General features: G+C 70.6%; 27 protein-coding genes. 9 read left to right on the forward strand and 18 right to left on the reverse strand.

Annotation, left to right across the window (positions count from 1 at the left end; all coding sequences use genetic code 11):
• Positions 1-23 precede the first annotated feature (23 nt).
• From rfbD to ACZ63I_RS14690, 10 genes are all read right to left on the reverse strand, one after another.
• Positions 24-926, reverse strand: coding sequence for a dTDP-4-dehydrorhamnose reductase (gene rfbD / locus ACZ63I_RS14645; RefSeq protein WP_469338685.1), 903 nt, complete (start codon positions 924-926; stop codon positions 24-26).
• Entirely contained in the window at positions 923-1,948 is a 1,026-nt protein-coding gene (gene rfbB, locus ACZ63I_RS14650) for a dTDP-glucose 4,6-dehydratase (protein ID WP_469338686.1), read from the reverse strand. The genes rfbD and rfbB overlap by 4 nt, the downstream gene beginning before the upstream one ends.
• Positions 1,945-3,012 (reverse strand): glucose-1-phosphate thymidylyltransferase, encoded by a 1,068-nt coding sequence (locus ACZ63I_RS14655; RefSeq protein WP_469338687.1) that lies wholly within the window; start codon positions 3,010-3,012, stop codon positions 1,945-1,947. The genes rfbB and ACZ63I_RS14655 overlap by 4 nt, the downstream gene beginning before the upstream one ends.
• Positions 3,013-3,231: 219 nt before the next feature.
• On the reverse strand, positions 3,232-4,449 hold the full coding sequence (locus ACZ63I_RS14660) for a glycosyltransferase family 2 protein (RefSeq protein ID WP_469338689.1): 1,218 nt from the start codon (positions 4,447-4,449) through the stop codon (positions 3,232-3,234).
• 170 nt (positions 4,450-4,619) lie between these two features.
• Positions 4,620-6,737, reverse strand: coding sequence for a hypothetical protein (locus tag ACZ63I_RS14665; protein WP_469338691.1), 2,118 nt, complete (start codon positions 6,735-6,737; stop codon positions 4,620-4,622).
• A gap of 168 nt (positions 6,738-6,905) precedes the next feature.
• Complete coding sequence (locus ACZ63I_RS14670) at positions 6,906-8,405, reverse strand: SDR family NAD(P)-dependent oxidoreductase (RefSeq protein WP_469338692.1); 1,500 nt, start codon at positions 8,403-8,405, stop codon at positions 6,906-6,908.
• Positions 8,406-8,877: 472 nt separating this feature from the next.
• On the reverse strand, positions 8,878-10,320 hold the full coding sequence (gene obgE, locus ACZ63I_RS14675) for a GTPase ObgE (protein ID WP_469338693.1): 1,443 nt from the start codon (positions 10,318-10,320) through the stop codon (positions 8,878-8,880).
• Positions 10,321-10,459: 139 nt separating this feature from the next.
• On the reverse strand, positions 10,460-10,714 hold the full coding sequence (gene rpmA / locus ACZ63I_RS14680) for a 50S ribosomal protein L27 (protein WP_469338695.1): 255 nt from the start codon (positions 10,712-10,714) through the stop codon (positions 10,460-10,462).
• 14 nt (positions 10,715-10,728) lie between these two features.
• Positions 10,729-11,052, reverse strand: a complete 324-nt coding sequence (rplU, locus tag ACZ63I_RS14685; protein ID WP_469338697.1) for a 50S ribosomal protein L21 — start codon at positions 11,050-11,052, stop codon at positions 10,729-10,731.
• 239 nt (positions 11,053-11,291) lie between these two features.
• Positions 11,292-11,672: a hypothetical protein gene (locus tag ACZ63I_RS14690; protein ID WP_469338699.1), complete on the reverse strand. Its 381-nt coding sequence runs from the start codon at positions 11,670-11,672 to the stop codon at positions 11,292-11,294.
• Positions 11,673-11,850: 178 nt separating this feature from the next.
• Here ACZ63I_RS14690 and ACZ63I_RS14695 point away from each other — a divergent pair, with 178 nt between their 5' ends.
• The 5 genes from ACZ63I_RS14695 (at position 11,851) to ACZ63I_RS14715 (ending at position 13,894) form a co-directional block, all read left to right on the forward strand.
• Complete coding sequence (locus ACZ63I_RS14695) at positions 11,851-12,363, forward strand: protein-tyrosine phosphatase family protein (RefSeq protein ID WP_469338700.1); 513 nt, start codon at positions 11,851-11,853, stop codon at positions 12,361-12,363.
• Between the two features lie 157 nt (positions 12,364-12,520).
• Positions 12,521-13,342 carry a helix-turn-helix domain-containing protein gene (locus tag ACZ63I_RS14700; protein ID WP_469338702.1) on the forward strand — a complete coding sequence of 274 codons (822 nt, stop codon included), beginning with the start codon at positions 12,521-12,523 and terminating at the stop codon, positions 13,340-13,342.
• Entirely contained in the window at positions 13,339-13,527 is a 189-nt protein-coding gene (locus tag ACZ63I_RS14705; protein ID WP_469338704.1) for a DUF397 domain-containing protein, read from the forward strand. Before ACZ63I_RS14700 ends, ACZ63I_RS14705 begins: the two co-directional genes overlap by 4 nt.
• Positions 13,524-13,712, forward strand: a complete 189-nt coding sequence (locus tag ACZ63I_RS14710; protein ID WP_469338705.1) for a DUF397 domain-containing protein — start codon at positions 13,524-13,526, stop codon at positions 13,710-13,712. Before ACZ63I_RS14705 ends, ACZ63I_RS14710 begins: the two co-directional genes overlap by 4 nt.
• Positions 13,709-13,894: a DUF397 domain-containing protein gene (locus ACZ63I_RS14715; RefSeq protein WP_469338706.1), complete on the forward strand. Its 186-nt coding sequence runs from the start codon at positions 13,709-13,711 to the stop codon at positions 13,892-13,894. The genes ACZ63I_RS14710 and ACZ63I_RS14715 overlap by 4 nt, the downstream gene beginning before the upstream one ends.
• A gap of 27 nt (positions 13,895-13,921) precedes the next feature.
• Here the strand turns inward: ACZ63I_RS14715 and ACZ63I_RS14720 are convergent, their stop codons facing one another.
• Complete coding sequence (locus tag ACZ63I_RS14720) at positions 13,922-14,323, reverse strand: hypothetical protein (RefSeq protein ID WP_469338708.1); 402 nt, start codon at positions 14,321-14,323, stop codon at positions 13,922-13,924.
• Between the two features lie 86 nt (positions 14,324-14,409).
• A complete protein-coding gene (locus ACZ63I_RS14725) occupies positions 14,410-14,928 on the reverse strand; it encodes an AAA family ATPase (RefSeq protein WP_469338709.1) in 519 nt (172 codons plus the stop codon).
• 112 nt (positions 14,929-15,040) lie between these two features.
• Between ACZ63I_RS14725 and ACZ63I_RS14730 the strand changes: the two genes are divergently transcribed.
• Both ACZ63I_RS14730 and ACZ63I_RS14735 read left to right on the forward strand, forming a co-directional pair.
• On the forward strand, positions 15,041-15,448 hold the full coding sequence (locus tag ACZ63I_RS14730) for a YciI family protein (RefSeq protein ID WP_469338711.1): 408 nt from the start codon (positions 15,041-15,043) through the stop codon (positions 15,446-15,448).
• 7 nt (positions 15,449-15,455) lie between these two features.
• Positions 15,456-16,607, forward strand: a complete 1,152-nt coding sequence (locus ACZ63I_RS14735) for an RNA polymerase sigma factor (RefSeq protein WP_469338713.1) — start codon at positions 15,456-15,458, stop codon at positions 16,605-16,607.
• Here ACZ63I_RS14735 and ACZ63I_RS14740 read toward each other — a convergent pair.
• The 5 genes from ACZ63I_RS14740 to ACZ63I_RS14760 all read right to left on the reverse strand — a co-directional run bounded on the left by ACZ63I_RS14740 (position 16,604) and on the right by ACZ63I_RS14760 (position 23,924).
• Positions 16,604-16,873 carry a hypothetical protein gene (locus tag ACZ63I_RS14740; protein ID WP_469338715.1) on the reverse strand — a complete coding sequence of 90 codons (270 nt, stop codon included), beginning with the start codon at positions 16,871-16,873 and terminating at the stop codon, positions 16,604-16,606. The genes ACZ63I_RS14735 and ACZ63I_RS14740 overlap by 4 nt on opposite strands.
• Before the next feature lie 138 nt (positions 16,874-17,011).
• A complete protein-coding gene (locus ACZ63I_RS14745) occupies positions 17,012-21,124 on the reverse strand; it encodes an Rne/Rng family ribonuclease (RefSeq protein ID WP_469338717.1) in 4,113 nt (1,370 codons plus the stop codon).
• Between the two features lie 232 nt (positions 21,125-21,356).
• Complete coding sequence (locus ACZ63I_RS14750; RefSeq protein ID WP_469338719.1) at positions 21,357-22,151, reverse strand: TIGR03936 family radical SAM-associated protein; 795 nt, start codon at positions 22,149-22,151, stop codon at positions 21,357-21,359.
• Between the two features lie 65 nt (positions 22,152-22,216).
• Entirely contained in the window at positions 22,217-23,374 is a 1,158-nt protein-coding gene (locus ACZ63I_RS14755) for a hypothetical protein (protein ID WP_469338720.1), read from the reverse strand.
• A 16-nt stretch (positions 23,375-23,390) separates the two neighbouring features.
• Positions 23,391-23,924 carry a GNAT family N-acetyltransferase gene (locus ACZ63I_RS14760; protein WP_469338722.1) on the reverse strand — a complete coding sequence of 178 codons (534 nt, stop codon included), beginning with the start codon at positions 23,922-23,924 and terminating at the stop codon, positions 23,391-23,393.
• 88 nt (positions 23,925-24,012) lie between these two features.
• Between ACZ63I_RS14760 and ACZ63I_RS14765 the strand changes: the two genes are divergently transcribed.
• Entirely contained in the window at positions 24,013-24,852 is an 840-nt protein-coding gene (locus tag ACZ63I_RS14765) for an alpha/beta fold hydrolase (protein WP_469338724.1), read from the forward strand.
• Positions 24,845-25,399 (forward strand): TetR/AcrR family transcriptional regulator, encoded by a 555-nt coding sequence (locus tag ACZ63I_RS14770; protein ID WP_469338725.1) that lies wholly within the window; start codon positions 24,845-24,847, stop codon positions 25,397-25,399. Before ACZ63I_RS14765 ends, ACZ63I_RS14770 begins: the two co-directional genes overlap by 8 nt.
• A gap of 40 nt (positions 25,400-25,439) precedes the next feature.
• Here the strand turns inward: ACZ63I_RS14770 and ACZ63I_RS14775 are convergent, their stop codons facing one another.
• On the reverse strand, positions 25,440-26,291 hold the full coding sequence (locus tag ACZ63I_RS14775; protein WP_469338726.1) for a helix-turn-helix domain-containing protein: 852 nt from the start codon (positions 26,289-26,291) through the stop codon (positions 25,440-25,442).
• Positions 26,292-26,294 lie beyond the last annotated feature (3 nt).

Raw genomic sequence — 26,294 nt, forward strand, 5'->3', positions numbered from 1 at the left:
CTCGGCGGACAGCACGTAAACTTCTACTGGCCAGTAACCGTACATCTGCCCTCGGCGGCGAGCAGCGCGGGGAACGCTTCCCCCAGCGCGACCTGCCAGTTCCGCATCGGAATGAGATCAGCCTCACGCCAGCGATCGTGTCCGAGAACGCTGTACGCCGGGCGAGGCGCGGGGCGTACGAACTCCGCACTGGTGGTCGGCCGCACCCGGCCGGGGTCGGCGCCGAGCAACCGGAAGATCTCCTGGGTCAGCCCGAACCAGGTGGTCTCGCCGCCGCTGGTGCCGTGGTACACCCCGGCGGGCGCGGTGCCCGCGAGGGCCGCGTCGCCGAGGTCGCTCAGCCGCTCGGCCAGATCCACCGTCCAAGTGGGCTGACCGCGCTGGTCATTCACCACATCGAGTGTGTCCTTGACTGCTTCGAGCCGCAGCATCGTTCGGACGAAATTGCCGCCGCCCGCGCCGTACAGCCATGCCGTGCGGACGACGTAGCCGGTCTGCGGCAGCACGTCGAGCACGGCGCGCTCCCCGGCCTCCTTCGTACGGCCGTAGGCGCTGCGCGGGTCCGTCGGCGCGTCCTCCGCGTACGGCGTGTCGGCGTCGCCGGCGAACACGTAGTCCGTGGAGACCTGGAGCAGGACGGCGCCGGAGGCGCGGCACGCCTCGGCGAGCACCCGCGGCCCTGTCCCGTTCACGGCGAGCGCCTGGTCCTCCTTGGCCTCCGCGTCGTCAACGGCCGTCCAGGCGGCGCAGTTGACGACGAGAGCGGGGCTGTGCGCCGCCAGGGCGGCCGCTACGGCGGCCGGGTCGGTGATGTCCAGGGCCGTGCGGTCCAGACCGACGGCGGGCGCTCCGACGGCCGCTCTGCGGGCCAGCAGGTCCTGGCCCAGCATGCCGCCGGCTCCGGTGATCAGCCAGCCGCCGCTCATGCCCGTACCGCTGCGGCCGGGGCGAGCGCCGCGCGCTCCTTCAGCGGTTCCCACCAGTCCCGGTTGTCGCGGTACCAGCGGACGGTCTCGGCGAGGCCGGTGGCGAAGTCCTTGCGGGGCTCGTAGCCCAGCTCGGTACGGATCTTGGCGCAGTCGACGGAGTAGCGGCGGTCGTGGCCCTTGCGGTCGGTCACGTACTCGACGCTGGTGTCCCAGTCGGCGCCGCACGCCTCCAGCAGGAGGCCCGTCAGCTCCTTGTTGGACATCTCCGTGCCGCCGCCGATGTTGTAGACCTCACCGGCCTTCCCCTTCGTACGGACCAGCTCGATGCCCTGCACGTGGTCGTCGATGTGCAGCCAGTCCCGCACGTTCCCGCCGTCGCCGTACAGCGGGACCTTCTTGCCGTCCAGCAGGTTCGTGATGAACAGCGGGATGACCTTCTCGGGGAAGTGGTGGTGCCCGTAGTTGTTGGAGCAGCGGGTCACCCGCACGTCGAGGCCGTGGGTGCGGTGATACGAGAGGGCGATCAGATCGCTGGACGCCTTCGCCGCCGAGTAGGGCGAGTTGGGCGCCAGCGGGTCCGTCTCGGGCCAGGAGCCCTCGTCGATCGAGCCGTAGACCTCGTCGGTGGAGATGTGCACGAAGGTCTTGATCCCGGCGCGGTGCGCGGCGTCGATCAGGGTGTGCGTGCCCACCACGTTCGTCCGGACGAACTCGGCGCCGCCGTCGATGGACCGGTCCACGTGCGACTCGGCGGCGAAGTGCACCACCTGGTCGTGGTCGGCCATCAGCTTGCCGACCAGCTCGGGGTCGCAGATGTCGCCCTCGACGAAGGAGAAGCCGGGGTGCGCGCGCACCTCGTCGAGATTGGCGGGATTGCCGGCGTACGTGAGCTTGTCCAGGACGGTGACGGCGACATCGCCGGGCCCCTGCGGGCCGAGGACCGTACGGACGTAGTGCGAGCCGATGAAGCCGGCGCCGCCGGTCACCAGGATGCGGGTGGGCGTGGCGGAAGTCGTCATGAAGAGATCTGCACCTTGCTGTGGTCGCCGAGGACGAGTCGGTGGACGGACGGGTTGCGGGGGGCGGGGGTCACCTCGACGTTGCGGCCGATCAGGGAGGTCTCGACGCGGCGCACACCGACGATGGAGGAGTCCCGCAGCACGATCGAGTACTCGATCTCGCTGTCGTTGATGGTGCATCCCTCGGAGACCGAGGTGAAGGGGCCGACATACGCGTCGCAGACGACCGTGCCGGCGCCGATGATCGCGGGTCCCACGATCCGGCTGCCGGTGACCTTGGCGCCCTTCTCGATCCTGACCCGGCCCACGATCTCGCTGGCCTCGTCGACCGTGCCCTCGCAGCTCGGCTCGAGCCGCTCCAGCACCGAGCGGTTGACCTCCAGCATGTCCGTGACGTTCCCGGTGTCCTTCCAGTACCCGGAGATCGTCGTGGACCGCACGTCCCGCCGCTGGTCGATCAGCCACTGGATGGCGTGGGTGATCTCCAGCTCGCCGCGCCAGGACGGCTCGATGGAGCGCACCGCCTCGTGGACGGCGGGGGTGAAGAGGTAGACACCGACGAGCGCCAGATCGCTCTTGGGCTTCTCCGGCTTCTCCTCCAGGGCCACGACCCGGCCGTCGGCGTCGAGCTCCGCGACACCGAAGGAGGTCGGGTTGGGCACCCGGGTCAGCAGGATCTGCGCCTCGGGGCGCTCCTCGCGGAAGCCGTCCACCAGACCGGTGATGCCGCCGACGATGAAGTTGTCACCGAGGTACATGACGAAGTCGTCGTCGCCCAGGAAGTCGCGGGCGATCAGGACGGCGTGGGCGAGGCCCAGCGGCGCCTCCTGCTGGAGGTAGGTGACCTTGATCCCGAACTGCGAGCCGTCGCCGACCGCCTCCTGGATCTCCTCGGCCGTGTCGCCGACGATCACCCCCACTTCGGTGATGCCCGCCTCGGCGATGGCCTCCAGGCCGTAGAAGAGCACCGGCTTGTTCGCCACGGGGACGAGCTGTTTGGCCGAGGTGTGCGTGATCGGGCGCAGGCGGGTACCCGCTCCACCGGAAAGTACGAGAGCCTTCACTATGCGTATCCCCTGCCGAGAATGACGTTGCGGTCCGGGCGTCGCCCGGCAGTCCGACTTTACCCACGATTTCCGGTGCGGCCATGAGCCGTACCCCCGGCAGTGGGTCTTCCGGCCGCCCCGTACGGTCGATTGCTGACGTCAACTCATGCTGCACCAGGCCGACTTGGCTCGCCGAACCGACTCTCCGTCAGCCGGCTGGCGAGCACTCGCCACGCGTCAAGCGGACGCGGACACGCCCCGTAGCCGGGTACGGAGCCGGCGGGCCACTCTGCGCGCCACCGAGGTGCGTCCGGCGATCCCCTTCGACGGCTCCACCCGCTCCGTGCCCACCTTCTCGGCCACGGTCACCTCGTACGCCGAGTCGGGGATGCCCGCCTTGCGGCTCCTGAAGTGCGGATAGGCGAGGTACGGCGTGCGCTCGCGGCCCCTGCGCACCACCTCGGGCACCTTCTCCGCCGTCATGAACCGTACGACGTCCATCAGCACGTCGAGCCGGCCCCGCGCGACGCATTCGAGTCTCAGCCGGTCGGCGACCCGCAGCCGCTTCGCGACCCCCGGGGTCCAGTAGCGCTCCATCAACGGGGCGGCCAGCTCCATCTTCTGCTGCCTGACCTCGTCGGACTCGCGCAGCAGTTGGTGCTTGAACTGCTGGACCAGTGTCACGGTGAAGGGCCTGACCAGCAGCTTCTCCGTCTTCGACCCGGGCGCGGCGTGCTCGGTGATCAGCTTCATCAGGGCGGCGGCCGACTCGAACCGGTCGACGTGGCTGCCGCTCTGCGTCGCGTGCTTGCCGTCCGTGCGGCCGACCAGGTAGTAGCAGGTGTAGTCGGCGACCACCGACACACCGTTGCCGCACAGGAACGCCTCCATGGTGAACACGGCGTCCTCGCCGGTGCGCAGCGTCTCGTCGAAGCGCATGCCGCGGCGGACGAGCAGCTCGCGCCGGAAGAGCTTCTGGGCGCTCAGCGCGTACATGATCCGGGAGTTGTAGATGTTGACGCGTTCGGCCGTACGGGTCCACATCGACCGGGGAGCCACCCGGTTGACGCCTTCCGCCTTGCCGGCCACCACGTCCGTACCGGCCTTCTCCGCCATGGCGACCAGCCGCTCCAGCGCCTCGGCCCCCAGGTAGTCGTCGGCGTCGAGGAAGAAGACGAACCGGCCGCGCGCCATGCCCAGGCCCACGTTGCGCGGTCCACTGGGGCCGCCCGAGTTGGCCTGGTGCAGCACCCTCGTCGGGATGGCCGAGTCGGCGGCGAAGCTGTCCAGGTACTCCGCGGTGCCGTCGGTCGAGCCGTCGTCCACGGCGACGATCTCGATGCGCTCGGCGTCCAGCGTCTGGGCCGCCACCGACTCCAGGCAGCGGGTCAGATAGGGCATCGCTTCGTATGCCCCAATGATCACGCTTACATCAGGAACTGACATGGTATTCATCAAATCTCAAGACAGGATGAGCGCAAAGTTGGTTGTCCTGTCACCTCGACAGCATCTGTGAGACCCGTCACAAGAGGCCGCGAGCACGCCCGTAAGGGCCCGTACCGTACGAAAAACCCGGCGGCGCCGTCCGAGGACGGCGCCGCCGGGTTCCGCGCTCAGCGGGACGCTCAGCCGCCTACGGGCGAGTCGTGCGAGTTGCGCTCGTTGTCCGCCGACGGGTCGTCCGAGTCCGCCGGGTCGGCCGCCTCCGGCGCCGAGTCGTCGAGACCCGCCGCCTCCTCGGGCTCCGCCAGCCGCTTGCGCACCCCCACGTTGCGCACCTCGGCCTTCTCGGCCAGGGCGGCCACGGCTGCGTCGAACTGCTCCATCGACGTCGGCTCGTCGGGACCGAGCAGATAGCGCTTCAGCTCGGCCCTGCGCTCCGTGAGCGGGTCGGCCGCCGGATCGGCGACCGCCGCCAGCAGCTCGTCCAGCTCCTGCGCGCTGTTGGAGAGGATCACCGCGGCCCGTACGGCGGTGTTCTGCCGCTTGAACTCCTCGGCGCCCAGCGCGGCCGAGTCGGTGACCGCGTACGGCTTGCCGCTCGCGATGAAGTCCGACACCACGCTGGAGATGTCCGAGACCATGCCGTCGGTCTCGTTGAAGCAGTCGTACAGCTTGGGCTCGGCGCCGGTGACGACCTTGTGCTCCCACCAGCCGAAGGAGCGCCAGTAGGCGGCGTTCCACTCGTCCCGCAGCCGCTTGGCCTCGTCGAGCCTGGCCTGGTCGGCGAGGGCGACCCGCGACCCCTCCGACTCGTCCCCGCCGGACCGGCCGGGCGCCGTCAGCTCGGCGAGCCGCGCCTCGATCCGCGCCAGGTCGGCGCGCGCCGCCTCCTGCTCGCCGCGCGCAGCCGCCGCCGCCTCGACCCAGCGCGGCTCGGCCGCCCTGGCCGCCGTCGCCTCGGTCACCATCTCCATCAGCCGCGCGTGGACGGCCTTGGCCTTCTTGTCGCGGATCCCGGTGAAGGGGTGCGGCTTGTAGATGACCCGAACGGGCTGCTCGGCGGTGAGCAGCCGCTTGACGATGTTCTCGCCGGCCAGCAGCAGCGAGGTGTTGCCGGGGTTGTCGTCCCAGCCCTCCCAGGTCGGCGCGTAGAGGATCGTCGGGATCGGCTTGCGCGTCGTACCGGTGCCCTGCTGGATCGGGGCGAGCTGCGGGCGGCCCACCTCGACGATGTCGTCGTCGCGCACCCCGACGTCGGCGAGCGCGTAGCGGTCGCGGCCCGCCCGGCCCGCCGTCCACACCTCGTCGTACACCTTGCTGTACGGGTTGACGCTGGCGATCTTGTCGCTGTCGCCGTGCCCGATGAAGACGTGCTGCATGGTCGGCACCCGCAGCAGGTGGATGTTCTTGCCCACGTTCGCCGCGTAGAGCGCGACCCGGACCGTCGACAGGTCCAGGTTCATCAGATGCGTACCGCCGGGGACGCAGATCACCGGCACCGAGGTGGCGGCGAGCTGGGTCGCGATGGCGCGCTCGCGCAGGATGATCAGCGGGCGCTCGGAGAGCTGCTCCATCGTTTCGAGCCACATGTTGACCTGGTACGCCGACTCCTTGGAGCCGGAGAAGTACAGCACCACCTGCGGCTGGTACTCGCGCAGCCAGCCGTCCACGGCTTCGAGCACGTCGGCGGCGGGCGGCACGAGCCGGCCGCGCCGCAGGTACGGCGCGATGGCCAGCACGTAGAGCAGCGCGAGGAGGAGCGTCAGGGCGACGCCCGCGTACCCGTAGTCGTACGTACCGGTCCACGCGGCGACGAACACCCCGACCATCATCGGCAGGTCGAGGTGGAGCATCTTCTCGCTGGCCCGGCGCACCAGCACGTTCGGCGGCGCGTTGGGGATCCTTATGGCGTGCAGGTCCACGTTGCGGGTGACGACCGGCATCGTGCGGCGCAGCCTGAGCAGCATCACCAGCGCGCCCTGCGCGGTGTGCAGCGCGTAGAAGATCAGGAAGCCGGCCACCGCCGCGTAGGTCAGCGCCTCCCCTGCCAGGTCCAGCCGCGCCAGCAGCAGCACCAGCAGGAGCTGGCGCGCCAGGAAGCGGATCGCGAGACCGGCCCGCACCTTGTCGAGCCGGTTTATCAAATAGCTGCCCCGGTGGTTGAGATACCGGTCGGCTGCGTAGGTCGCGATGACCGCGACGGCGAAGAACCAGATGTTCGGAATCAGCGCGGCGAGTATGGCGCACGGGAACCCAAGCCCCAGCAGGGCTGCCGCGGCCAGCTCTGACCGGCTGCCCACGCGGGCCAGTCGAATGGCGGTCGAAATCACGAAGAACCTGCTCCAGAGGGGGTGCCGGTTATTACACAGTTGGCGGGAATTGTGAAGGAGGGGCTTCACGCACTCGGGCCCCTGTGCACGCGAAATCGCATACACAAAGGCCCGAAAAGTACAACTTGTTACGGATTATTACACATCTCCCTGACGGTCCAGCACGGCCGCCAGGGCCTGTTCGAAGCCGGACGCCTCGGAAGCCCCGCGGGTGGGGTCCTGTTGGCGTACGTCGATGACGTGCCCGGTCAGTTCGGAGAGGAGCACGTCGAGCGAGGTACGGGCGACAGCTTCGGAGGAGAGGAGCGAGCCCGCGGGCTCGGCACCGAACGCCTTCGTGCGCATGGGGGTCGCCGTACGCTCCGGATTGACGCAGTTCACCCGGATGCCCTCGCCCGCCCATTCGTCCGACAGAGCCTGGGTGAGATTCACCATGGCGGCCTTGGTGGACGAATAGAGGCTGTACTCGGCGCGGCCCCTGGTGTAGCTGCTGGAGGTGTAGAGCAGCAACTGGCCCTTGCTCTCGGCCAGGTACTTGTACGAGGCACGGGCGATCTGCACCGGCGCCAGGTAATTGACGTTCAGCGCTTCCTGGATCGTCGTGTTGTCCGTCTCGGCGAGCTTGCCGATGCGCAGCACGCCCGCCGTGTTGATGACGTAGTCGATACGGCCGGTCTCGGAGTACGCCTTCGACAGCGCGTCGTCGACATGCTCCGGATTCTCCACGTGCGTACCGGTGGTGGAGCGGCCCAGCGCGTAGACCGTCGCGCCGTACTGCTTTGCCAGCGCGGCGATGTCGGCGCCGATGCCGTACGAGCCGCCGAAGACGACGAGCGTGCGGCCCTGGAGCAGTTCGCGGTAGGCGGCCTCGTCGGCCTGGCGGGGCGCGGCGGTCGAGGCGAGCTGGAAGAGCTTGTCGGCGATGAAGACGTCGACCGGCTGGGTGACCTTCATGTTGAACTCGTCGCCCGCGACCACGTAGATCGGCACGTCGGGCAGATACTTCAGGACCACCGAACAGTCGTCGGTGGCCTGGAAGTTGGGGTCTCCGCCGGCGACCTCGTACGCCCTGCGGATGGTGGAGAGCTTGAACGCCTGCGGGGTCTGGCCGCGCCGCAGCCGGGACCGGTCCGGCACGTCGGTGATGAACTCGCCGTCCTCGCCGTGCGTGCGGGTCACGATGATCGTGTCGGCGGAGGGGATGGCGACGTCGACGGCCTGGTAGCGGTCGAGCGCGTCCACACAGCTCTTGATCACGTGCTGCGAGAGCAACGGCCGTACGGCGTCGTGGAAGAGGACGTTGCGGTCCTCCCCCTCGGCGAGCCCCTCGCTCAGCGCCTCGATGGCGCGCTCGGTGGTCTCGTTGCGTGTCGTGCCGCCCTCGATCACCCGGGAGACCTTGGTCAGTCCGGCCTTGGCGACGATCTTCTCCACGTCGGGCACGTATCCGGGCGCCATCAGCACGATCACGTCGTCGATGGACTCGGACTGCTCGAAGATCCAGAGGGTGTGCTCGATGACAGCCTTGCCCGCGATCTTCAGCAACTGCTTGGGAATCGACAGGCCCACGCGCTGGCCGGTACCACCGGCGAGGACGACTGCGGTGGTACGGGGCCGGACTTCATGGAGCACAGACACGGAACGACCTGCCTTGAGACGAGTGGAGGACAGAGCGATGGTCGCACTCTCCGTGACCGTCTCGCAAGGCGGACGCCCGGTGCAGGCCATGTGGCCGATACCGGCTGTTCACCCTCTGGCCAGGGATATTGCCCGGCAGCGCGACGATCAAGAGGGTGACCGACACCACACGTTGAGGCGTTCTCCCTGGTCCACGGGGTCCGCACGGCCGCCCGGCCGACGGGCGCCGCGCGTACGGCGCGCCGGGCGGCGGGGCCGCGCACGGTCGGTGACGAGACGGCGGGCGGGCCGGATCGTTACGGGAATGACCTCTGACCGGGGCGGGGCGTACAGATGAACACCGGGAGCTGGGGAGCTCCGGGGCGGAGGCGCGGCGGGACGCCCGGCCGCTCCGGGGGCGACGCGCGGCGGAGCGTCCCGGCGGACGCCCCGCGAACACGCCCCGCACGCCCCCGGAACGCCCCCGGGCTTCCTACTGGAACGGCCGGAAGTCGTCGTACTCCTTCTGCGGGTCGTCCCGTTCGGCGTCGCGGTCCCTGCGGCGCTGCGCGGCCGGCCGGGGCGCTTCGAGCCGGTGGTCCTCACCGCGGCGGCCGAGCATCTCGGCGCCGGCCATCATCGTCGGCTCCCAGTCGAAGACGACCGCGTCGTCGTCGGCACCGATCGCCACGCCGTCGCCCGCGCGGGCACCGGCCTTCCTGAGCTGGTCCTCGACCCCGAGCCTGCTGAGCCGGTCGGCGAGGTAGCCGACGGCCTCGTCATTGCTGAAGTCGGTCTGCCGCACCCAGCGTTCGGGCTTCTCGCCCCGTACGCGGTAGACGCCTTCCTCCTCGTCGAAGGCGACGGTGAAGCCCGCGTCGTCCACGGCCTTGGGCCGGATGACGATGCGGGTCGCCTCCTCGTGCGGCTTCTCGGCGCGGGACTTGGCGACGAACTCGGCGATGGCGAAGGAGAGTTCCTTCAGTCCGGTGTGCGCGACCGCCGACGCCTCGAAGACGCGGTAGCCGCGGCTCTCCAGCTCCGGGCGGATCATCTCGGCCAGTTCCTTGCCGTCCGGGATGTCGATCTTGTTGAGGACGACCATCCGCGGCCGGTCGTCGAGCCCGCCGTACTGCCGCAGCTCCTCCTCGATGACATCGAGGTCGGTGACCGGGTCGCGGTCGGACTCCAGGGTCGCCGTGTCCAGGACATGCACGAGCACGGAGCAGCGCTCGACATGGCGCAGGAACTCCAGGCCGAGCCCGCGGCCCTCGCTCGCGCCGGGGATCAGACCGGGCACGTCGGCGATGGTGTAGACGGTCGAACCCGCCGTGACCACACCGAGGTTGGGCACCAGGGTGGTGAACGGGTAGTCGGCGATCTTCGGACGGGCCGCGGAGAGCACGGAGATCAGCGAGGACTTGCCGGCGCTCGGGTAGCCGACGAGGGCCACGTCGGCGACGGTCTTCAGCTCCAGGACGATCTCACCGGCCGTACCGGGCACACCGAACAGCGCGAAGCCGGGCGCCTTGCGGCGCGCCGAAGCGAGCGCCGCGTTGCCGAGCCCGCCGCGGCCGCCCTCGGCCGCTACGTACGTGGTGCCCTGGCCGACCAGGTCGGCGAGGACGTTGCCCTTCTTGTCGAGGACGACCGTCCCGTCGGGCACCGGCAGGACCAGGTCCTGACCGTCCTTGCCGGAGCGGTTGGCGCCCTCGCCCGGCCTGCCGTTGGTGGCCTTGCGGTGCGGTGAGTGGTGGTATTCGAGCAGCGTCGTCACGTCCTGGTCGACGACCAGGACGACGTCGCCGCCGCGACCGCCGTTGCCGCCGTCGGGTCCGCCGAGCGGCTTGAACTTCTCACGGTGTACGGAGGCGCAGCCGTGGCCTCCGTTACCCGCGACGACATTCAGCTCGACGCGGTCCACGAAGGTGGTCATGGGGATTGCCTCCAGTACATACGGAAAATCTCATACCGAACAACACGCGAAAGGCGGACCCACTTCCTGTGCAGGAAGTGAGGTCCGCCCCAAGCGCAGAACGTTCCAGCGATACCTGGACCCGGCGTGAGCCGAGTGACTAGGCGACCGGAACGATGTTCACAACTTTGCGACCACGCGCGGTGCCGAACTCGACCGCACCGGGGTTGAGCGCGAACAGCGTGTCGTCGCCGCCGCGGCCGACGCCCGTGCCCGGGTGGAAGTGGGTGCCGCGCTGGCGGACGAGGATCTCACCGGCGTTGACGACCTGACCGCCGAAGCGCTTCACGCCGAGCCGCTGCGCATTCGAGTCGCGCCCGTTACGGGTGGACGATGCGCCCTTCTTGTGTGCCATGTCTCGTCAGTCCCTTACTTCTTCGCGGCGGTGGGGATACCGGTGACCTTGATCGCCGTGTACTGCTGGCGGTGACCCTGGCGACGGCGGTAGCCGGTCTTGTTCTTGTAGCGAAGGATGTCGATCTTGACGCCCTTGTGGTGGTCCACGACCTCGGCCGTGACCTTGATGCCGTCGAGCACCCAAGGGTCGCTGGTGACGGCGTCGCCGTCGACCACGAGCAGAGCGGTGAGCTCGATCGTGTCGCCAACCTTGGCGGTGGGAATCTTGTCAACCTCAACGATTTCGTCGACAGCAACCTTGTGCTGGCGACCACCGCTGCGCACGATGGCGTACACGGAAACTCACTCTCGCTCGATACGGAACCCCTGAAGCCAGCCGCCCGCACGGGCCGGGGCCCGAGACGATCCTGAAAGGGAGAGCGGCCTCCCCCAGAAGGTCCGGAAACCGAGGGCTCCGGAAATCCGGGAGGTAGGTGCTCAGGAGTGGACGTGCGTAGACACGCCGAAGGTTCAGGGTACGGGGCGCCGGTACGGGGGGTCAAACCAGCCCTCGGCGCCCTCGCCTCCCGCTCTTCTCAGCGCACCCAGCCCATGAGCGGCTCGGTGTCCAGCCGGATCCCGACGGGCGCGGGAAGCTCGACGGCCTTGCCGAACGGAACCCGGTCGGACCGCTCGTACCGGACGCCGTCCGGCACGCTGTGCACGATCACCTCGCGGCTATCCCTGTCGATCAGGGCATAGACCGGAATCCCGGTCTCGGCATGTCCCGTGCGGTAGGTCTCGACGCGCAGCCCCTGGTCATGGACCCACAGCTCAGGGCGCGCCTGGATGCAGATCCGGGTCAGCCACTGAATGATCCGCCCGTGATCGCCGTCCGGCACCGGCTTGACTCCCAGTCTTCCGGAGACCAGCTCCGGCCTGAGCTCTTCCGCCTCCCGCGCAAGCGATCGGGCCACGGCTGCGAACTGCTCCGACAGCAGGCGCGGCCGGTCTGCGATCGCGGTCCCGACGCCTCTCTGCTCCTGCGGCTCCGGGAACTCGGTCCGGGTCCCTCCGCTCTTCAGAATCCGGACCGGGAACGGGAACGGCGGATCGTGTCGTTACGTCGATGAGCCGGGCGGCGAAGGAGCATGAGTGAACACGCGCCAGAAGGACCACGTCCCCGCCCCCCGAACCCGCTGGGACGAGATCAGGCCGGGCCTCTGGATGGGCGGCCATGTCTGGACGGACACCACGGGCCTGCTGCGGCCCGTGGTGGTCACGGACGAGTTCGACCTGGTCGTCAGCGCCTTCACCCGCCCGGACCACGGCCCCGACCCGGGCGTGGACCACCTGGTCGGCGAGATCCCCGACGCCTCCCTCACCCCGCCCCAGATCCGCACGGTGCAGACCCTGGCCACGACGACGGCGGACGCGCTGCGCGACGGCAGGACCACCCTCGTCCGCTGCTACTCGGGCTACAACAGGTCGGGCCTGATCGTGGCCCAGACCCTGATGGAACTGGACGGCCTGGAGGCAGAGGAGGCCATCGACCTGATCCGCCGCCGCCGCTCACCGTGGGCGTTCAACAACGGCCTGTTCGAGCACTACCTGACGACGGGCCTGGACATCACGTACGTACTGACGGACCTGGACTTCCCGGACTGACCCCGGCCACCCCCGCCTCGCCCGGCGCGACGGGGCGGGTCACCAGGTAAGACACCAGTACAGCGGCGGCTGTATGGGTTCGGGCGGTGGACCGGGTGGGTAACTCCACGTGATGCTGCGTGTGTCGAGCGTTGCACAGGGACACGTCGGAGGCGGCATGAGCAGTGAACCCGAGATGTCGGACAGCCTCAAGACCTTCGGCGCGGTACTGAAGGCCCTGAGAACGGAAGCGGGCCTGACCCAGGAGGAGTTGGCCCCTCGGGTCCAGTACTCGGCCGCATACGTCGCCAAGATCGAGCAGGGCAAGCGCTACCCGCCGAAGGACCTGGTCGACAGAGCGGGCGAAGCCCTGGGGCCAACGGCGGCCCACGTACTGGAGGCGGCAGCCCGCAGCTTGACGCGAAAGGCGGGGCTGGCGTCGTGGTTCCGGCAGTGGGCGGGGGTGGAGGAGGAGGCGGTGTCGCTGTACGCGTACGAGTGCCGCGTCGTCCCTGGCCTGTTGCAACCGGAGGCGTACCTGCGCGAGGTTTTCGAACGTCGGCTCCCCTTGCTCACCGAGGAACAAATCGAGCGCCAGATGGCCGCCCGTCCGGCCCGACAGCAGCTCCTGGCTGAGCGGCCCAACACGACGTTCAGCTTCATCTTCGAACAGGCGCTCCTGGAGAGGCACTTGGGGGGCGCCGCAGTGTCCGGAGTCCTGCTCGACCACCTGCTTGAACAGGGAAGGCGACGCAACGTCGAGATCCAGATCATGCCCCTGCGGCAAGAGGATCACTCCGGTTTCGAAGGCCCCATGTATCTGGCCGAGACGCCGGACAACCGTTGGGTCGGGTACGTCGAAGGCCACGACACCAGCGCTCTCGTCGCCGACCCGGGAATGGCCGGTTCCATGCTCCAGCGCTATGGCAAGATGCGTTCACAGGCCCTGCGTTGCCAGGACTCGGTGTCCCCGCTGGAGCGGATACGAGGAGCGCTATGAGCACCACCGAACTCGACTGGTTCAAGAGCAGCTACAGCGGCGGCGGCGGCGACAACTGCGTCGAGATCACCACCGCGCCCGACGCCGTCCGCGTCCGCGACTCCAAGGACACCAGCGCGGGACGCCTCACCCTCTCCCCCACCGCCTGGGCAGCCTTCACCAATCACGCCCGAGAAGCGCTATGAGCAGCACTGAACCGCGCTGGTTCAAGAGCAGCTACAGCGGCAGCGGCGGCGACAACTGCGTCGAGATCGCCACCACCCCCGACGCCGTCCACGTCCGCGACACCAAAGACACCAGCGCGGGACGCCTCACCCTCACCCCCACCGCCTGGGCAGCCTTCACCAATCACGCCCGGAAAGCGCTATGAGCAGCTCGGCCGAACTCGACTGGCACAAGAGCAGTCACAGCGGCACCGAAGGCGACAACTGCGTCGAGGTGGCCACCACCCCCGACGCCGTCCACGTCCGCGACACCAAGGACACCAGCGCGGGACGACTCGCCCTCTCCCCCACCGCCTGGGCGGCCTTCACGAACTACGGGCTGGCCTAAGGGCGAAGTAGGAGCGAGGAGCCGGTCTCAGCGCTTATGCAGCCGGTGCCAGACGATCCCGGCGACGACGACACCCGCGGCGATATAGAGCCAGCGCAGTCCGGACGTGTCGGTGCTGTTGAGGGAGGACGCCGAGAGGGCGGCCGTGCTGGCCACAGTTACCGCCAGCGTCCGTGCGGAAACGCGCCGCCGCGTGCCCTGGCGCGTGCGGATGCCCGCGACCAGCGCGTAGGCGCCCAGGGCGAGGGCGAGGCCGATGAAGGGTGCCGTCAGGCCCGGCATGCCGTCATTCGGGGCTTGCAGGGCCACGGCAGCGCCGAACATGACCGCGCACACCGGCGGCGCCCAGAGAGGCAGGGGTGGGCGGGTCGAAGCGTGGTGGAACTGGCGGTCCTGGCCGAGGCTGCTCCCGGTTTGTGCTGCGTCCATGGCGGCCATTGTGGCAGCCGAACCCCTCGAGTGACCTGGGAGGGTGCCGCCAGCAGGTCCGTAACGAGGGACCCAGAGGTGGTCGGTCAGAGCGCCGCCAGCCACGCCGCCGTCTCGTCCGGGTGGCCGAAGCGGTGGACGGCGAGCGGGGCGAAGCGGGGGTCGGCGGCGCGGCGGGCGATTTCGGCGCGGCGCGGGGCGTGTTGGGACCAGGCCCACCACGCCGGGTGTTCGCGGCTCAGCCAGCCCGTCCACGTTTCGCGGTTGCCGCCGAAGATCCGCTCGCGCGTGACCGTACGCCGGAGCGACCGGCGCAGCACGCGGGGCATGATCACGCGCTTCGGGTAGTCCAGCCAGAGCACCGTGTCGGCCCGGTTCCACAGCAGGTCGCGGACCTCCGGGTAGCCGAGGGAGTCGACGATCCAGCGAGGCTCGGCGGTCAGCCGCGACATGTCGTCGGCCAGCGACGCGTTCGTCGCCCAGCCGGGGCCGGTGAAATGCAGCGCGTCCATCTCGTGGTAGGTCACGCCCAGCCGGCTGCCCACGGCGCGGGCGAGCGTGGACTTGCCCGCACCCGTGACACCCACCACCAAGATCCGTTCCACGAGCGCACCCTCAAACTTTCTCGCGCGACCATGTCGAGAACCCGTGGCCCGCTCCGTCCCCGCTGTGAACGTGACCAGAATGGGTCGCACACCGGCACCGAGGAGAACCATCATGGCCAAGTATCTGCTGCTCAAGCACTATCGCGGCGCCCCGGCCCCGGTCAACGACATCCCCATGGAGAAGTGGACGCCGGACGAGGTCGTCGCACACGTCAAGTACATGAACGACTTCGCGGCCCGCCTTGAGAAGACCGGCGAGTTCGTCGACAGCCAGGCGCTCTCCCCCAGGGGGACGTTCGTCCAGTACGGCGGCGAGGGGCGGCCGCCCGTCACCGACGGCCCGTTCGCCGAGACCAAGGACCTCATCGCCGGCTGGATGGTGATCGACGTCGACACCTACGAGCGCGCCGTCGAGCTGGCCGGGGAACTGTCCGCCGCGCCCGGCGCGGGCGGGAGGCCGATCCACGAGTGGCTCGAACTGCGTCCGTTCCTGGGCGCGCCGCCCATCGTCACGGAGTGACCTGCGAGTGAACGAGCTACTGCTCAGGAGCCTCACGCCGAGCGTGCTCGGCATCCTCGTCCGCCGCGGAGCCGACTTCGCGGCGGCCGAGGACGCCGTACAGGACGCCCTGGTCGAGGCGGTACGCGTCTGGCCGGCCGATCCGCCGCGCGACGCGAAGGGCTGGCTGGTCACCGTGGCGTGGCGCCGGTTCCTGGACGCGACGCGGGCGGACACCGCCCGCCGCCGGCGCGAGAGCGTCGTGGACGAGGAGCCGACGCCGGGTCCCGCGCCGACGGTGGACGACACGCTCCAGCTCTACTTCCTGTGCGCCCACCCGTCGCTGACCCCGTCGTCCGCCGTCGCCCTCACCCTGCGCGCCGTCGGCGGGCTCACCACGCGCCAGATCGCCCAGGCGTACCTCGTCCCCGAGGCGACCATGGCGCAGCGCATCAGCCGGGCCAAGCGCACGATCTCCGGCGTACGGTTCGACCAGCCCGGCGACGTGGCGACCGTGCTGCGTGTCCTGTACCTGGTGTTCAACGAGGGCTACTCGGGCGACATCGACCTCGCCGCCGAGGCCATCCGGCTCACCCGGCAGCTCGCGGCGGGGATCGACCACCCCGAGGTGGCGGGGCTGCTCGCCCTGATGCTGCTCCACCACGCCAGACGCGCCGCGCGGACCGCCGCCGACGGCAGCCTGGTGCCGCTGGCCGAGCAGGACCGTATCCGCTGGGACACCAGGTCGATCGCCGAGGGCGTCGAGATCCTGCAGACGGCCCTCGCCCGCGACCGGCTGGGCGAGTTCCAGGCCCAGGCCGCCATCGCGGCGCTGCACGCGGACGCGCAGACGGCTGCGGAGACAGACTGGGTGCAGATCGTCGAGTGGTACGACGAACTCGCCCGCCTGACCGACAGCCCGGTCGTCCGCCTCAACCGCGCGGTCGCGGTAGCCGAGGCCGACGGCCCCCGCGCGGGCCTGACGGCGCTCGCGGCCCTGGACGACACACTCCCCCGCCACACCGCGGTGGCCGCGTACCTCCACGAACGGGACGGCGACCTGACCACGGCGGCAAAGCTCTACGCGGAGGCCGCGAAGAAGGCCCCCAACCTGCCGGAACGCACCCACCTGACCCGCCAGGCAGCCCGCCTCAACTCCCGCCGCTCTGGTCAGGGCTAGGCCGCCATCAGGAAGAGGGCGAGCGATATCAGAAGCACTCCCACGAGCAGAAAAACGACCCCGAAGACGCGCACCTGACTCCGCTTCGGACGGACTTCCGGCGATACCTGCCCCGTCTTCATCGCCAGCTTGTGCCCGAACTCCGCCACCTGTCGGGCCCGCAGGGCAAAGGTGATCCCGGCCACAAGAAATCCCAGACCGCAGATCGCCGTGAACACCGTGGCGGCGACCGGCACTTCAGCGGCCACCACAGCCATGACCTGCATCAATTACCTTCCCTGGCCTGACGGACCGTTCGACCGGGAAACACCGAAAAGCGGCAGTGGTTCGACCTGTCGCCGCAAAGATAAGTGCCCCGCCCTGTATGTGACAGGGCGGGGCACCGGGGAGGTACTGCCGAAGGCTCAGTCCTTGGTGGGGGCTGACACGCTCGGTGACGATGTCTGCTCGGCCGCCGAGGTCTTCTTCGACGCCGACTTGGCCGTCTTCTTGACGGTCGTCTTCTTCGTCGCCGCCTTCTTGGCCGTCGTCGTCTTCTTGGCGGCGGCCTTCTTCGCCGGGGCCTTCTTCGCCGCTGCCTTGCGGGCCGTCTTCTTGGCCGGGACCGCGGCCGGGGCCTCGGACTCGGACTCGAACTCGGCTGCGGGCTCGGGCTCGGCTTCCGGGGTGGGTTCGGTCGGCGCCGCGACCACGACGACTGCCGCTTCCTCGGCGCCCGAAGGCGAGCCGGCGGGGGCGGTGGCCTTGCGGGTTGCGCGGCGGCGGGCCCTCGGCGGGGCTGCGACGGGCGCCTCTTCGGGCTCCGGAGCCGCCAGGGCGGGCTCCTCGGCCACGACCGGGACGACCACCTCGGCGGCCGTCTCGGCGTCCGCGGCCTTCGGCGAACCGGCGGGTGCCGTCGCCTTGCGGGTCGCCCTGCGGCGGCCACGGCCGCGCGGTGCCTGCTCCTCGGCGGGAGCCTCCGGCTCGACGTCCGCCACGGGGGCCACCGGGGCCGGGGGCTCGGTGACGACCTCGGCCTCCACCGGTTCGGCCGTCCTCGGCGAACCGGCCGGGGCCGACGCCTTGCGGGACGCCCTGCGGCGGCCACGGCCGCGCGCCGAGGCCTCCGCCTCGGCCACGCTGTTGAACAGCTCCTCGTCAGGCGCGAACTCGGGCTCGGCGAACGGGACCGGGGTCGCCACCTCGGCGGCCAGCTCGGCCTCGGACTCCGTCTCCAGCTCGGGCTCGGTCAGGACGTCCACGTACTCGTGCTCGTGGTCGTGGTCCGCACCCGAGGCACCGCCGCGGCCGCGCTTCTTGGAGCGCTTGCCGTTGCCGCCGCCACCGGACGCCGTCGGCATCTCCATGTGGACGATGACACCCCGGCCGTTGCAGTGCACGCAGGTCTCGGAGAACGACTCCAGCAGCCCCTGGCCGACCCGCTTGCGGGTCATCTGGACCAGGCCCAGCGAGGTCACCTCGGCGACCTGGTGCTTCGTACGGTCCCTGCCCAGGCATTCGAGCAGCCGGCGCAGCACGAGGTCCCTGTTGGACTCCAGCACCATGTCGATGAAGTCGATGACGACGATGCCGCCGAGGTCGCGCAGCCGGAGCTGGCGGACGATCTCCTCGGCCGCCTCCAGGTTGTTCCTGGTGACGGTCTCTTCGAGGTTGCCGCCCTGCCCGGTGAACTTGCCGGTGTTGACGTCGACCACGACCATCGCCTCGGTCTTGTCGATCACCAGCGAACCACCGCTCGGCAGCCAGACCTTGCGGTCGAGCGCCTTCATGAGCTGCTCGTCGATGCGGTACGTCGCGAAGACGTCCACCTCGCTCGTCCAGCGCGTCAGCCGGTCGGTGAGGTCGGGGGCGACATGCTCGACGTAGCCGTGGATGGTCTCCCACGCCTCGTCGCCGCTGACGATGACCTTGGTGAAGTCCTCGTTGAAGATGTCGCGGACGACCCGGACCGTCATGTCCGGCTCGCCGTAGAGCAGCGTGGGGGCGTTGCCGCCGCCCTTCGTCTTCTTCTTGATCTCTTCCCACTGGCCCTGCAGCCGCTCGACGTCGCGGCGCAGCTCGTCCTCGCTGGCGCCCTCGGCGGCGGTACGGACGATGACGCCCGCGTCCTCGGGGACGATCTTCTTGAGGATGGTCTTGAGCCGGGAACGCTCGGTGTCGGGCAGCTTGCGGCTGATCCCGGTCATCGAGCCCTCGGGCACGTAGACGAGGTAGCGGCCGGGCAGCGACACCTGGCTCGTCAGACGCGCGCCCTTGTGGCCGATCGGGTCCTTCGTCACCTGGACGAGGACCGACTGGCCCGACTTGAGCGCGGTCTCGATACGGCGCGGGCCGTTGGCCATGCCCAGCGCCTCGAAGTTGACCTCACCGGCGTACAGGACGGCGTTGCGCCCCTTGCCGATGTCGACGAAGGCGGCCTCCATGGACGGCAGTACGTTCTGCACCTTGCCCAGGTAGACGTTGCCGACGTAGCTGGTGGCCTGCTCCTTGTTGACGTAGTGCTCCACGAGCACGTTGTCCTCAAGGACGCCGATCTGGGTGCGCTCGCCGTTCTGGCGGACGACCATCACGCGCTCGACGGCCTCGCGGCGCGCGAGGAACTCCGCCTCGGTGATGATCGGCACCCGGCGGCGGCCCTGCTCGCGGCCTTCGCGGCGGCGCTGCTTCTTGGCCTCAAGGCGGGTCGAGCCCTTGATGGACTGCACCTCGTCCGAGCTGGTGCTGTGCTCCCGGTCGCGCTCGCGCTCTTCCTTCTTGCGCGGCTCGCGGACCTTGACGACGGTGCGCTCGGGGTCGTCGGCGCCGTTGCCGCTCTCGGCCTCGCCACCGCCGTCACCGCTGCGGCGCCGGCGCCGGCGCCTGCGCCTGCTGCTGGACGAGCCGCCACCGGACGACTCGGTGTCGTGGTCGTCGTGGTCGTCGTTCTCGTCGTGGTCGTCCGCGTCGTCGGACTGCTCGGCGCGGTCGGAACGTCCGCCGTCGTCGGCGTGGTCCGCGCGGTCCGAGTGGTCCGCGTGGTCGTCCGACTGCTCGTCCTGCGGCTCGTCCGTGTCGGCGGCCTCACCGCGGCGGCGGCGACGGCCACCCCTGCGGCGGCGGCGCGACGGGCGGTCCTCGTACTCGTCGGTGTCGTCAGCGTCAGCGCCGTCGGCGTCGTGGGACTGCTCGCCCTCGTCGACCGCTTCGTCCACGGGCTCCTGCGGCGTCTCCTGGACGGGCTGCGGGGCCTCCGCAGCCTCGGCGGCGGCTTCACCGCGGCGGCGGCGCCTGCTGCGGCGGCCCGAGGGCTCGGCGGCGGGTTCGGGGGTGGCGGCGGCCGGGGTCGGCGCTACCTCGTCGGGCTCATCAGCGGACTCGTCGTCCGAACCACCTGCGGCTGCGGCTGCCGCCGCGGTCTCCGGGGTCTGGAACATCGGCTCGGTGAAGACGGGGGCCTGGAAGACCGCCACCGCGGGCCGGGCGGAGCGCCGGCGCGAGCGCTCGGGCGCCGCCTCGGTCTCCCTGGCGGGCGCGGGCGCTGCCTTGGCCTGCGCCGCTGCGGGCGCCACGGACTGGGCGGACTCGGCGGCGGGCTCGGGGCTGGTCTCGGGGGCCGCTGCCCTGCGGCGCGTACGGCCACGGGTGGCGGCCTTGCCGGCCGCCTCGACCTGCGGCGCGTCGGCGCTGATCTGCGCCACTGCGTCCTCGGGCAGGCTCTCGCCCGCCACCGTGGACTCACTCGCGGCAGGGCTCTCGCCTGCGGCGGCACTCTCCGGCTGCGGCGCACCTGCGGGCGCCGTGGCCCTGCGGGTGGCGCGGCGCCGGGCGCGCGGCGCGGGAGCCGCCTCGTCGGCGCTCTCCTCGACGCTCTCCTCGGCGGCCGGTGCGGGCTCGGCGGTCTCCGCCGTTACCGCGGGCTCCGCCGGTTCGGCGGTCACCTCGGGCGCCGCGGACTTACGGGTGGCACGGCGACGGGCGCGCGGGGCGGGGGCCTCGGCCGGTGCCTCGGCAGCCTGCTCGGGCGCTGCGGTCGTCTCTTCGGCCTGCTCGGCGACGGCGCCGGTGTCGGCAGCGGCAACCTCGGCCGCAGCCGGGGCCGCTGTCTTACGCGTCGCCCGGCGCCGGGCGCGCGGCGCCGGTGCCTCGTCGGCGTTGTCACCGGCGGGCTGCTCGGCGGCGCTCTCCGCCGCTGCGGGCTGGCCGGTCACGGCCTGCTCGGCGGCGGGCTCGGCGACCGGTTCGGGCGCTGCGGCCTTACGGGTGGCCCGGCGGCGGGTACGCGGCGCGGGTGCGTCCTCGGCAGCGGAAGCGTCGGCGAGCTGGTCGCCCGCTGCGAGCGGTACGGTCTCGGACACGCTCGCGCCGGTCGACTCGGCGGCCGAAGCCGGCGCCGAGGCCGTCCCGGACGGCGGTCCCGCCGGGCGGGAAGCCGCGCGGCGCCTGCGCCGAGGCGGCAGCGTGTCGCTCGGGGTGTTGTTGTCGTTCTCGCTGTTCTCGTTCCCGGCGGTACCGGGCGAAGTCGAATCAATGGGCATGCGGGCGGTTCTCCCGTCACGCTCCCGGGCGCCGCGCCTGATTCCGGTCCGGCCGCGGCCCGCGCGATGCGCGGATTGCCGCCGTCCGGGGCGCGGGCGCCGCACGGGAGCTGCTGTGTCTGGCTCGCCGGTTCCCTACGCGGTTACGTACGGCCTGGCGAAAGTCTTCTGGTCTGCGCGCCGCCCGGCCCAGGTGGCTCCCGGATGCCAGGGCTGCGCTACAACGACCGCCCTACGCGGAACCTGCACCTTCCGGCGCCTTCGCGGCGGCGGGTCCGGCGGCCTTGGAAGGGCCGGCCAGGACCGCCTCGCGGTCGGGCGCGAGCGGGTCGGTCACACTGCCGGACTCCTCGTCGAAGAGCCCCTGCGCCAGCCTGGTCACCGCTGCGGGGACCGGCGGCGCCAGGTCGGCCACGGCTCGGAGACCGGACAGGACGTCGTCGGGTCGAACGGCAGGTGTCACGTGCCGAACCACCAGCCGCAGTATCGCACAGGGCGTGTCCTGCGGCCTATCGGCCGGTGCGGTGGCCGACACGTCGACCACTTCGAGTCCTGCCACGGCGCCGCGGGCGTCAAAGGTGCGTACGCCGTTCTTCATCAGCCGGGTCACTTCCACCGTCTCGGCCGCTAGGAAGGCGGACACGGCGTGTCCCGCTTCCTGCGGCGTCACACCGACCAGCCGCAGCTCCCATACGGAAGCGGTCAGCCGGTCGGCGAGGCCCGAGGTACTGGCCTCGACGGCGTCGGTGATGTCCAGGCCCGCCGGCAGTGAAGCGTCCAGCAGGGCCCGCAGCTCTTCGGGGTCGCGACGGTCGGCCAGCGCGATCTCCAGGAACTCGGCCTCGCTGCCCGTGCCGGTGGGTGCGGCATTGGCGTACGAGACCTTGGGGTGCGGAGTGAATCCCGCCGAGTACGCCATCGGCACCTCGGCACGGCGCAGGGCCCGCTCGAAGGCGCGCTGGAAGTCGCGGTGGCTGGTGAACCGGAGGCGACCGCGCTTGGTGTAGCGCAGTCTGATGCGCTGCACCGTCGGTGCGGGCGGCGGGCCTTCGGGCTGTCGCTTGCCCAGTGGTTCTCTCCTCGATGAAGGCGCTAGCCCTGATCGCTCAGGGACACTTCGGGTGCGGGCACCGCGCCGGGGACAGTCGTTGTACTACCCAGAGTACGCGTACGGTCCTCATTCGGTTCCCGAGGTCCCGGCTTCCCGGGCGGTCCGGCGAGTACCCGCCACGCGTCCTTCCGCGCCTGCCGGACCGTCTGCCGCGCGGTACGGAACGTCTCGCGCGCCGCCCGGCCCGCGGCGAGCGACGCCGCCTTCGCCGGGGCGAGGACGCTGCCGCGTATCCAGTGGCCCACCGGCGTGCACCCGTACCGGTACGCCCAGCGCGCAGGCCGGCCGACAACATGCCAGGCCAGCCGGGCGAGAGCGCGTCCCGCCGCGCGTGAGACGTACCCGGCGGCCCGCCAGCCGAAGGCGAGGGCCGCGCCGATCTCGCGCCCCACCGGTGCCAGGATCCTGCGGTACAGCCAGCCGACGGGGGCGACCAGCAGGACGAGTACGAGCCATACGACGGCGGCGCACCCGGCGCGCGCGGTGAACACCAGCCCCCGGCCGATGCCCGTCAGCACCCAGGCGATGCCGTGGCCGACCGGGGTGAGCACGTCGCGGTACGTCCACCCGACGGGCACCACGAGCCCGTAGTACCCCAGCGGTACCAGCACGTACCGCCACAGCGCCACCCACGGCCACACCAGCAGCGCCGTCCCCAGCCACCCCAGTCCGTGTCCGAGCGGTGTGAGCAGCGTCTCGTAGAGCCGGACCAGCGCGCCGCCGACCGCCCGGCCTACCGGGGCGAGCACGTCGCGGCAGATCCACACCACGGGCACCACGAGCCCGTAGGACACCACCGGCACCAGCGCGTACCGCCACACCGCCGCCGTCAGCCACAGCAGCCCGCGCCCGAGCGGTGTCAGCAGCTTCTCGTAGAACCAGGCCAGCGGGATCTCGACCAGTACGTGCCCGAGCGTGCCGAGTGTCCGCCCCAGCAGCCGGGCGCCGGCGGCCAGGACGTCCCAGATCATCCGGACGGGCACGACGAGCACCAGCACCACGATCCGGACCGGGATCCGCACGGCCACGGTCAGACAGCCCTCGCCGCCTTCGTACGGCTCGGGCGGCCGGCGGTCCGTCGGCCGACGGTCCGTCGGCCGACGGTTCGCGCGCGCCGGCGGCGGCTTGTCGGGGTCCATGCCCCCCAAGGACGCCCTAGACGCCCGTTCGGATCCAGAAGCGGAGCTTTCCGGCCCGCTGGTCCTCCAGCACGCCGCCCGCGGCCTCGATCACCCGGCGCGAGGCGATGTTGCCGGTGTCGCAGGTGACCAGCGCCGACTCGATGCCGAGCCGGTACGCGACGGGCAGTGAGCCCCGCAGCATCGCGGTCGCGTGCCCCCTTCTGCGGGCGCTCGGACGTACGGCGTAGCCGATGTGACCGCCGACCTCGGCCAGGAACCGGTTGAGCCGGTGCCGGATGGAGAGCCGGCCTAGGAAGGTGTCGCCCTCGACGTACCAGACCGTGGTCATCGGCACCCATCCCGCGACGCGCGGGGTCTCCTCCAGCGGCTCGGCGTTGAGCCCGGCCACGTACCGCGCGAAGACCTCGGGTCTGTGCCAGGTGTCGGCGTACTCCTCCATCTCGTGGACGAGCAGCGACCGTTCGTCGGCGCCCTCCTCCACGAACTCCTTCATCGCTGCGATGAAGGAGCGGTGGATCCGGACGTCGGGGGCGATGAGGTGCGGCATCGCCTCATTGTGCAGGAAGGGGTGTTGACGCGTCTGGCTAATGCCATTAGCTTTATGGCTACACACCTTAACCAACCAGGGAGTGACCATGACGGAGTTCCTGAAGCTCGACGGCGGACAGCTCGCGTACGACGTGTCCGGAGAGGGCGAGCTGATCGTGCTCGCCCACGGCATGGGCGACAACAGGTCGGCCTTCCGGGCGCTGGCCGACCGGCTCGTGGCGGCCGGCCACCGGGTCGCCTCCTTCGACCAGCGCGGCCACGGCGAGTCCAGCACCGGCTGGGACGCGTACACCCGCACGGACGCGGCGGGCGACATCCTCGCGCTGGTCCGCCACCTCGGCGGCGGCCCTGCCGTGCTCGTGGGCCACTCGTTCGCGGGCGGCGGCGCGACGATCGCGGCGGCCCAGGAGCCGGGCCTGGTGAGCGCGGTCGTGGAGATCGGCCCGTTCACCCGCGCCCAGAAGATCGACCTGGGGGCTTTCGTTTCCAACAGCCGCTACCGCAAGGGCCTGTCGCTGCTCACGGCCACCGGGCTGTTCCGCGGTGTCGGCGCCTGGAAGCGCTACCTCGACCACGCCTACCCGGGCGTCAAACCGGCCGGGTACGCCGAGCACATCGCCTCCGTCGAGGCCGATCTGCGCAGGCCGGGCCGGATGGCCGTGGTCGCCAAGATGGGCATGTCCGCGCCGAAGGACGCGGGCGCCGCGCTCGGCTCCGTCCGGTGCCCGACGCTGATCGTCGAAGGCACCCTCGACCCGGACTGGGCCGACCCGAAGGCCGAGGGCGAGGCCATCGTGGCCGCCCTGCCCGCCGGGCTCGGCAGGCTGACGATGATCGAGGGCGCCGGCCACTACGCCCACGCGCAGTTCCCCGACGCCGTCGCCACCGAGATCCTCACCTTCCTCAAAGAGGGCGCGCGTGCCTAGGGCCTCCCTCTCCGCCGACGCGGTCGTCGAGGTGGCGATGAACCTCCTGGACGAGAAGGGCCCCACGGCCCTGACCCTCTCGGCGGTCGCCGCCCGCGCGGGCGTCTCGACCCCGTCCCTCTACAAGCACGTACGCAGCCTCGCCGAACTGCGCCAGCTCATGTCGGCCCGGATCATGACCGAGATCGCCGACGAGATCGGCCACGCGGTACTCGGCCGCTCGGCCGACGAGGCCACCCGCGCCCTGATGCTCGCCTGGCGCCAGTACGTCGTACGCCACCCGCACCGCTACGCGGCACTCGACCAGGCCCCCGACCCGGCGACCGCCGACGCCGCCATGCGCCTGATCGACATCATGCTGGCCACCCTGCGCGCCTACGGCCTGTCGGACTCGGCCGCCATCCACGCGGTCCGCTGCCTACGCGCCACGGTCCACGGCTTCGCACTCCTGGAAGCCGAGGGCGCCTTCGGCCTCCCGGAGAAGCTGGACGACACCTACGACCTGATGATCCACATGTTCCTCACGGGCCTGCCCACCGCGGAGTGACGCGCTCACTGCCGCGCCGGACCAGAAGTCGCCCGGCCGTTCACCAATGGCCGCGGTCGAAGGACTTCCTCGCGTTGAGGATCAGCGCCCTGGCGGCCTCCCCGTACACCGCCGAACGACGCAGCAGCGCGAACGCCCTGCCGTACAACTCGATTTCACGTGGCTGTGTAACGGACAGCTCAGCGGAAAATGTCTCCACCAGGACACGCTTGTCATCGAACATCGAGAAGGAGTGACCAAGCCATATGGCGGTCTCGGCAGCGTAGGGGATCACGCCGAGACTCACCCTCGGCAAGCCCAACACAGCCATGAGGCGGTCGAGCTGGTCCCTCATGATGTCCGGTCCGCCGAACTTCGAATACAGAGCCTGCTCGCCGAGGAGCACGTTGTAGATCCGCTGCCCCTCGTACAAGTACCGCTGCCGCTCCAGTCGCTTCGCCACCGCGGCTTCCGTGTCGTCGGGGAACTCGTAGAATCCGGCGGCCTGCTGGAACACCTCGGCCGCATACTCCGCGGTCTGGAAGGTGCCCCAGATCATGCTGGGGTTCCAGATCCGGAAGACCTTGGTTCTGGCGTACACGGGGAGCGCCTTCCTCTGCCGGCCCTCCGCGCCGCTGTGCAGTTCCCTGCGCCACTCCAGCCACAGCTCATCGATATGGCGGACCGCCGCGATGAGTTCGGGGATGTGCTCCTCGTGGCCGGTCACCGCACACCAGGCGCGGATATCCTGTTCGCCGGCGTTCTGCTTACCGTTCTCCAGCCGTGAGACTTTCGACTCCTGCCACTCCAGGACACGCGCGAGTGCCCGGCCACTGCCGAATCCGGCGTCCTTCCGGAGTCCACGTAGCCGGGCACCCAGCGCCTCACGTGCTTCCTGCGCCTGCTTACTCACTGA

The organism is Streptomyces sp. NPDC087906 (genome assembly GCF_055584925.1).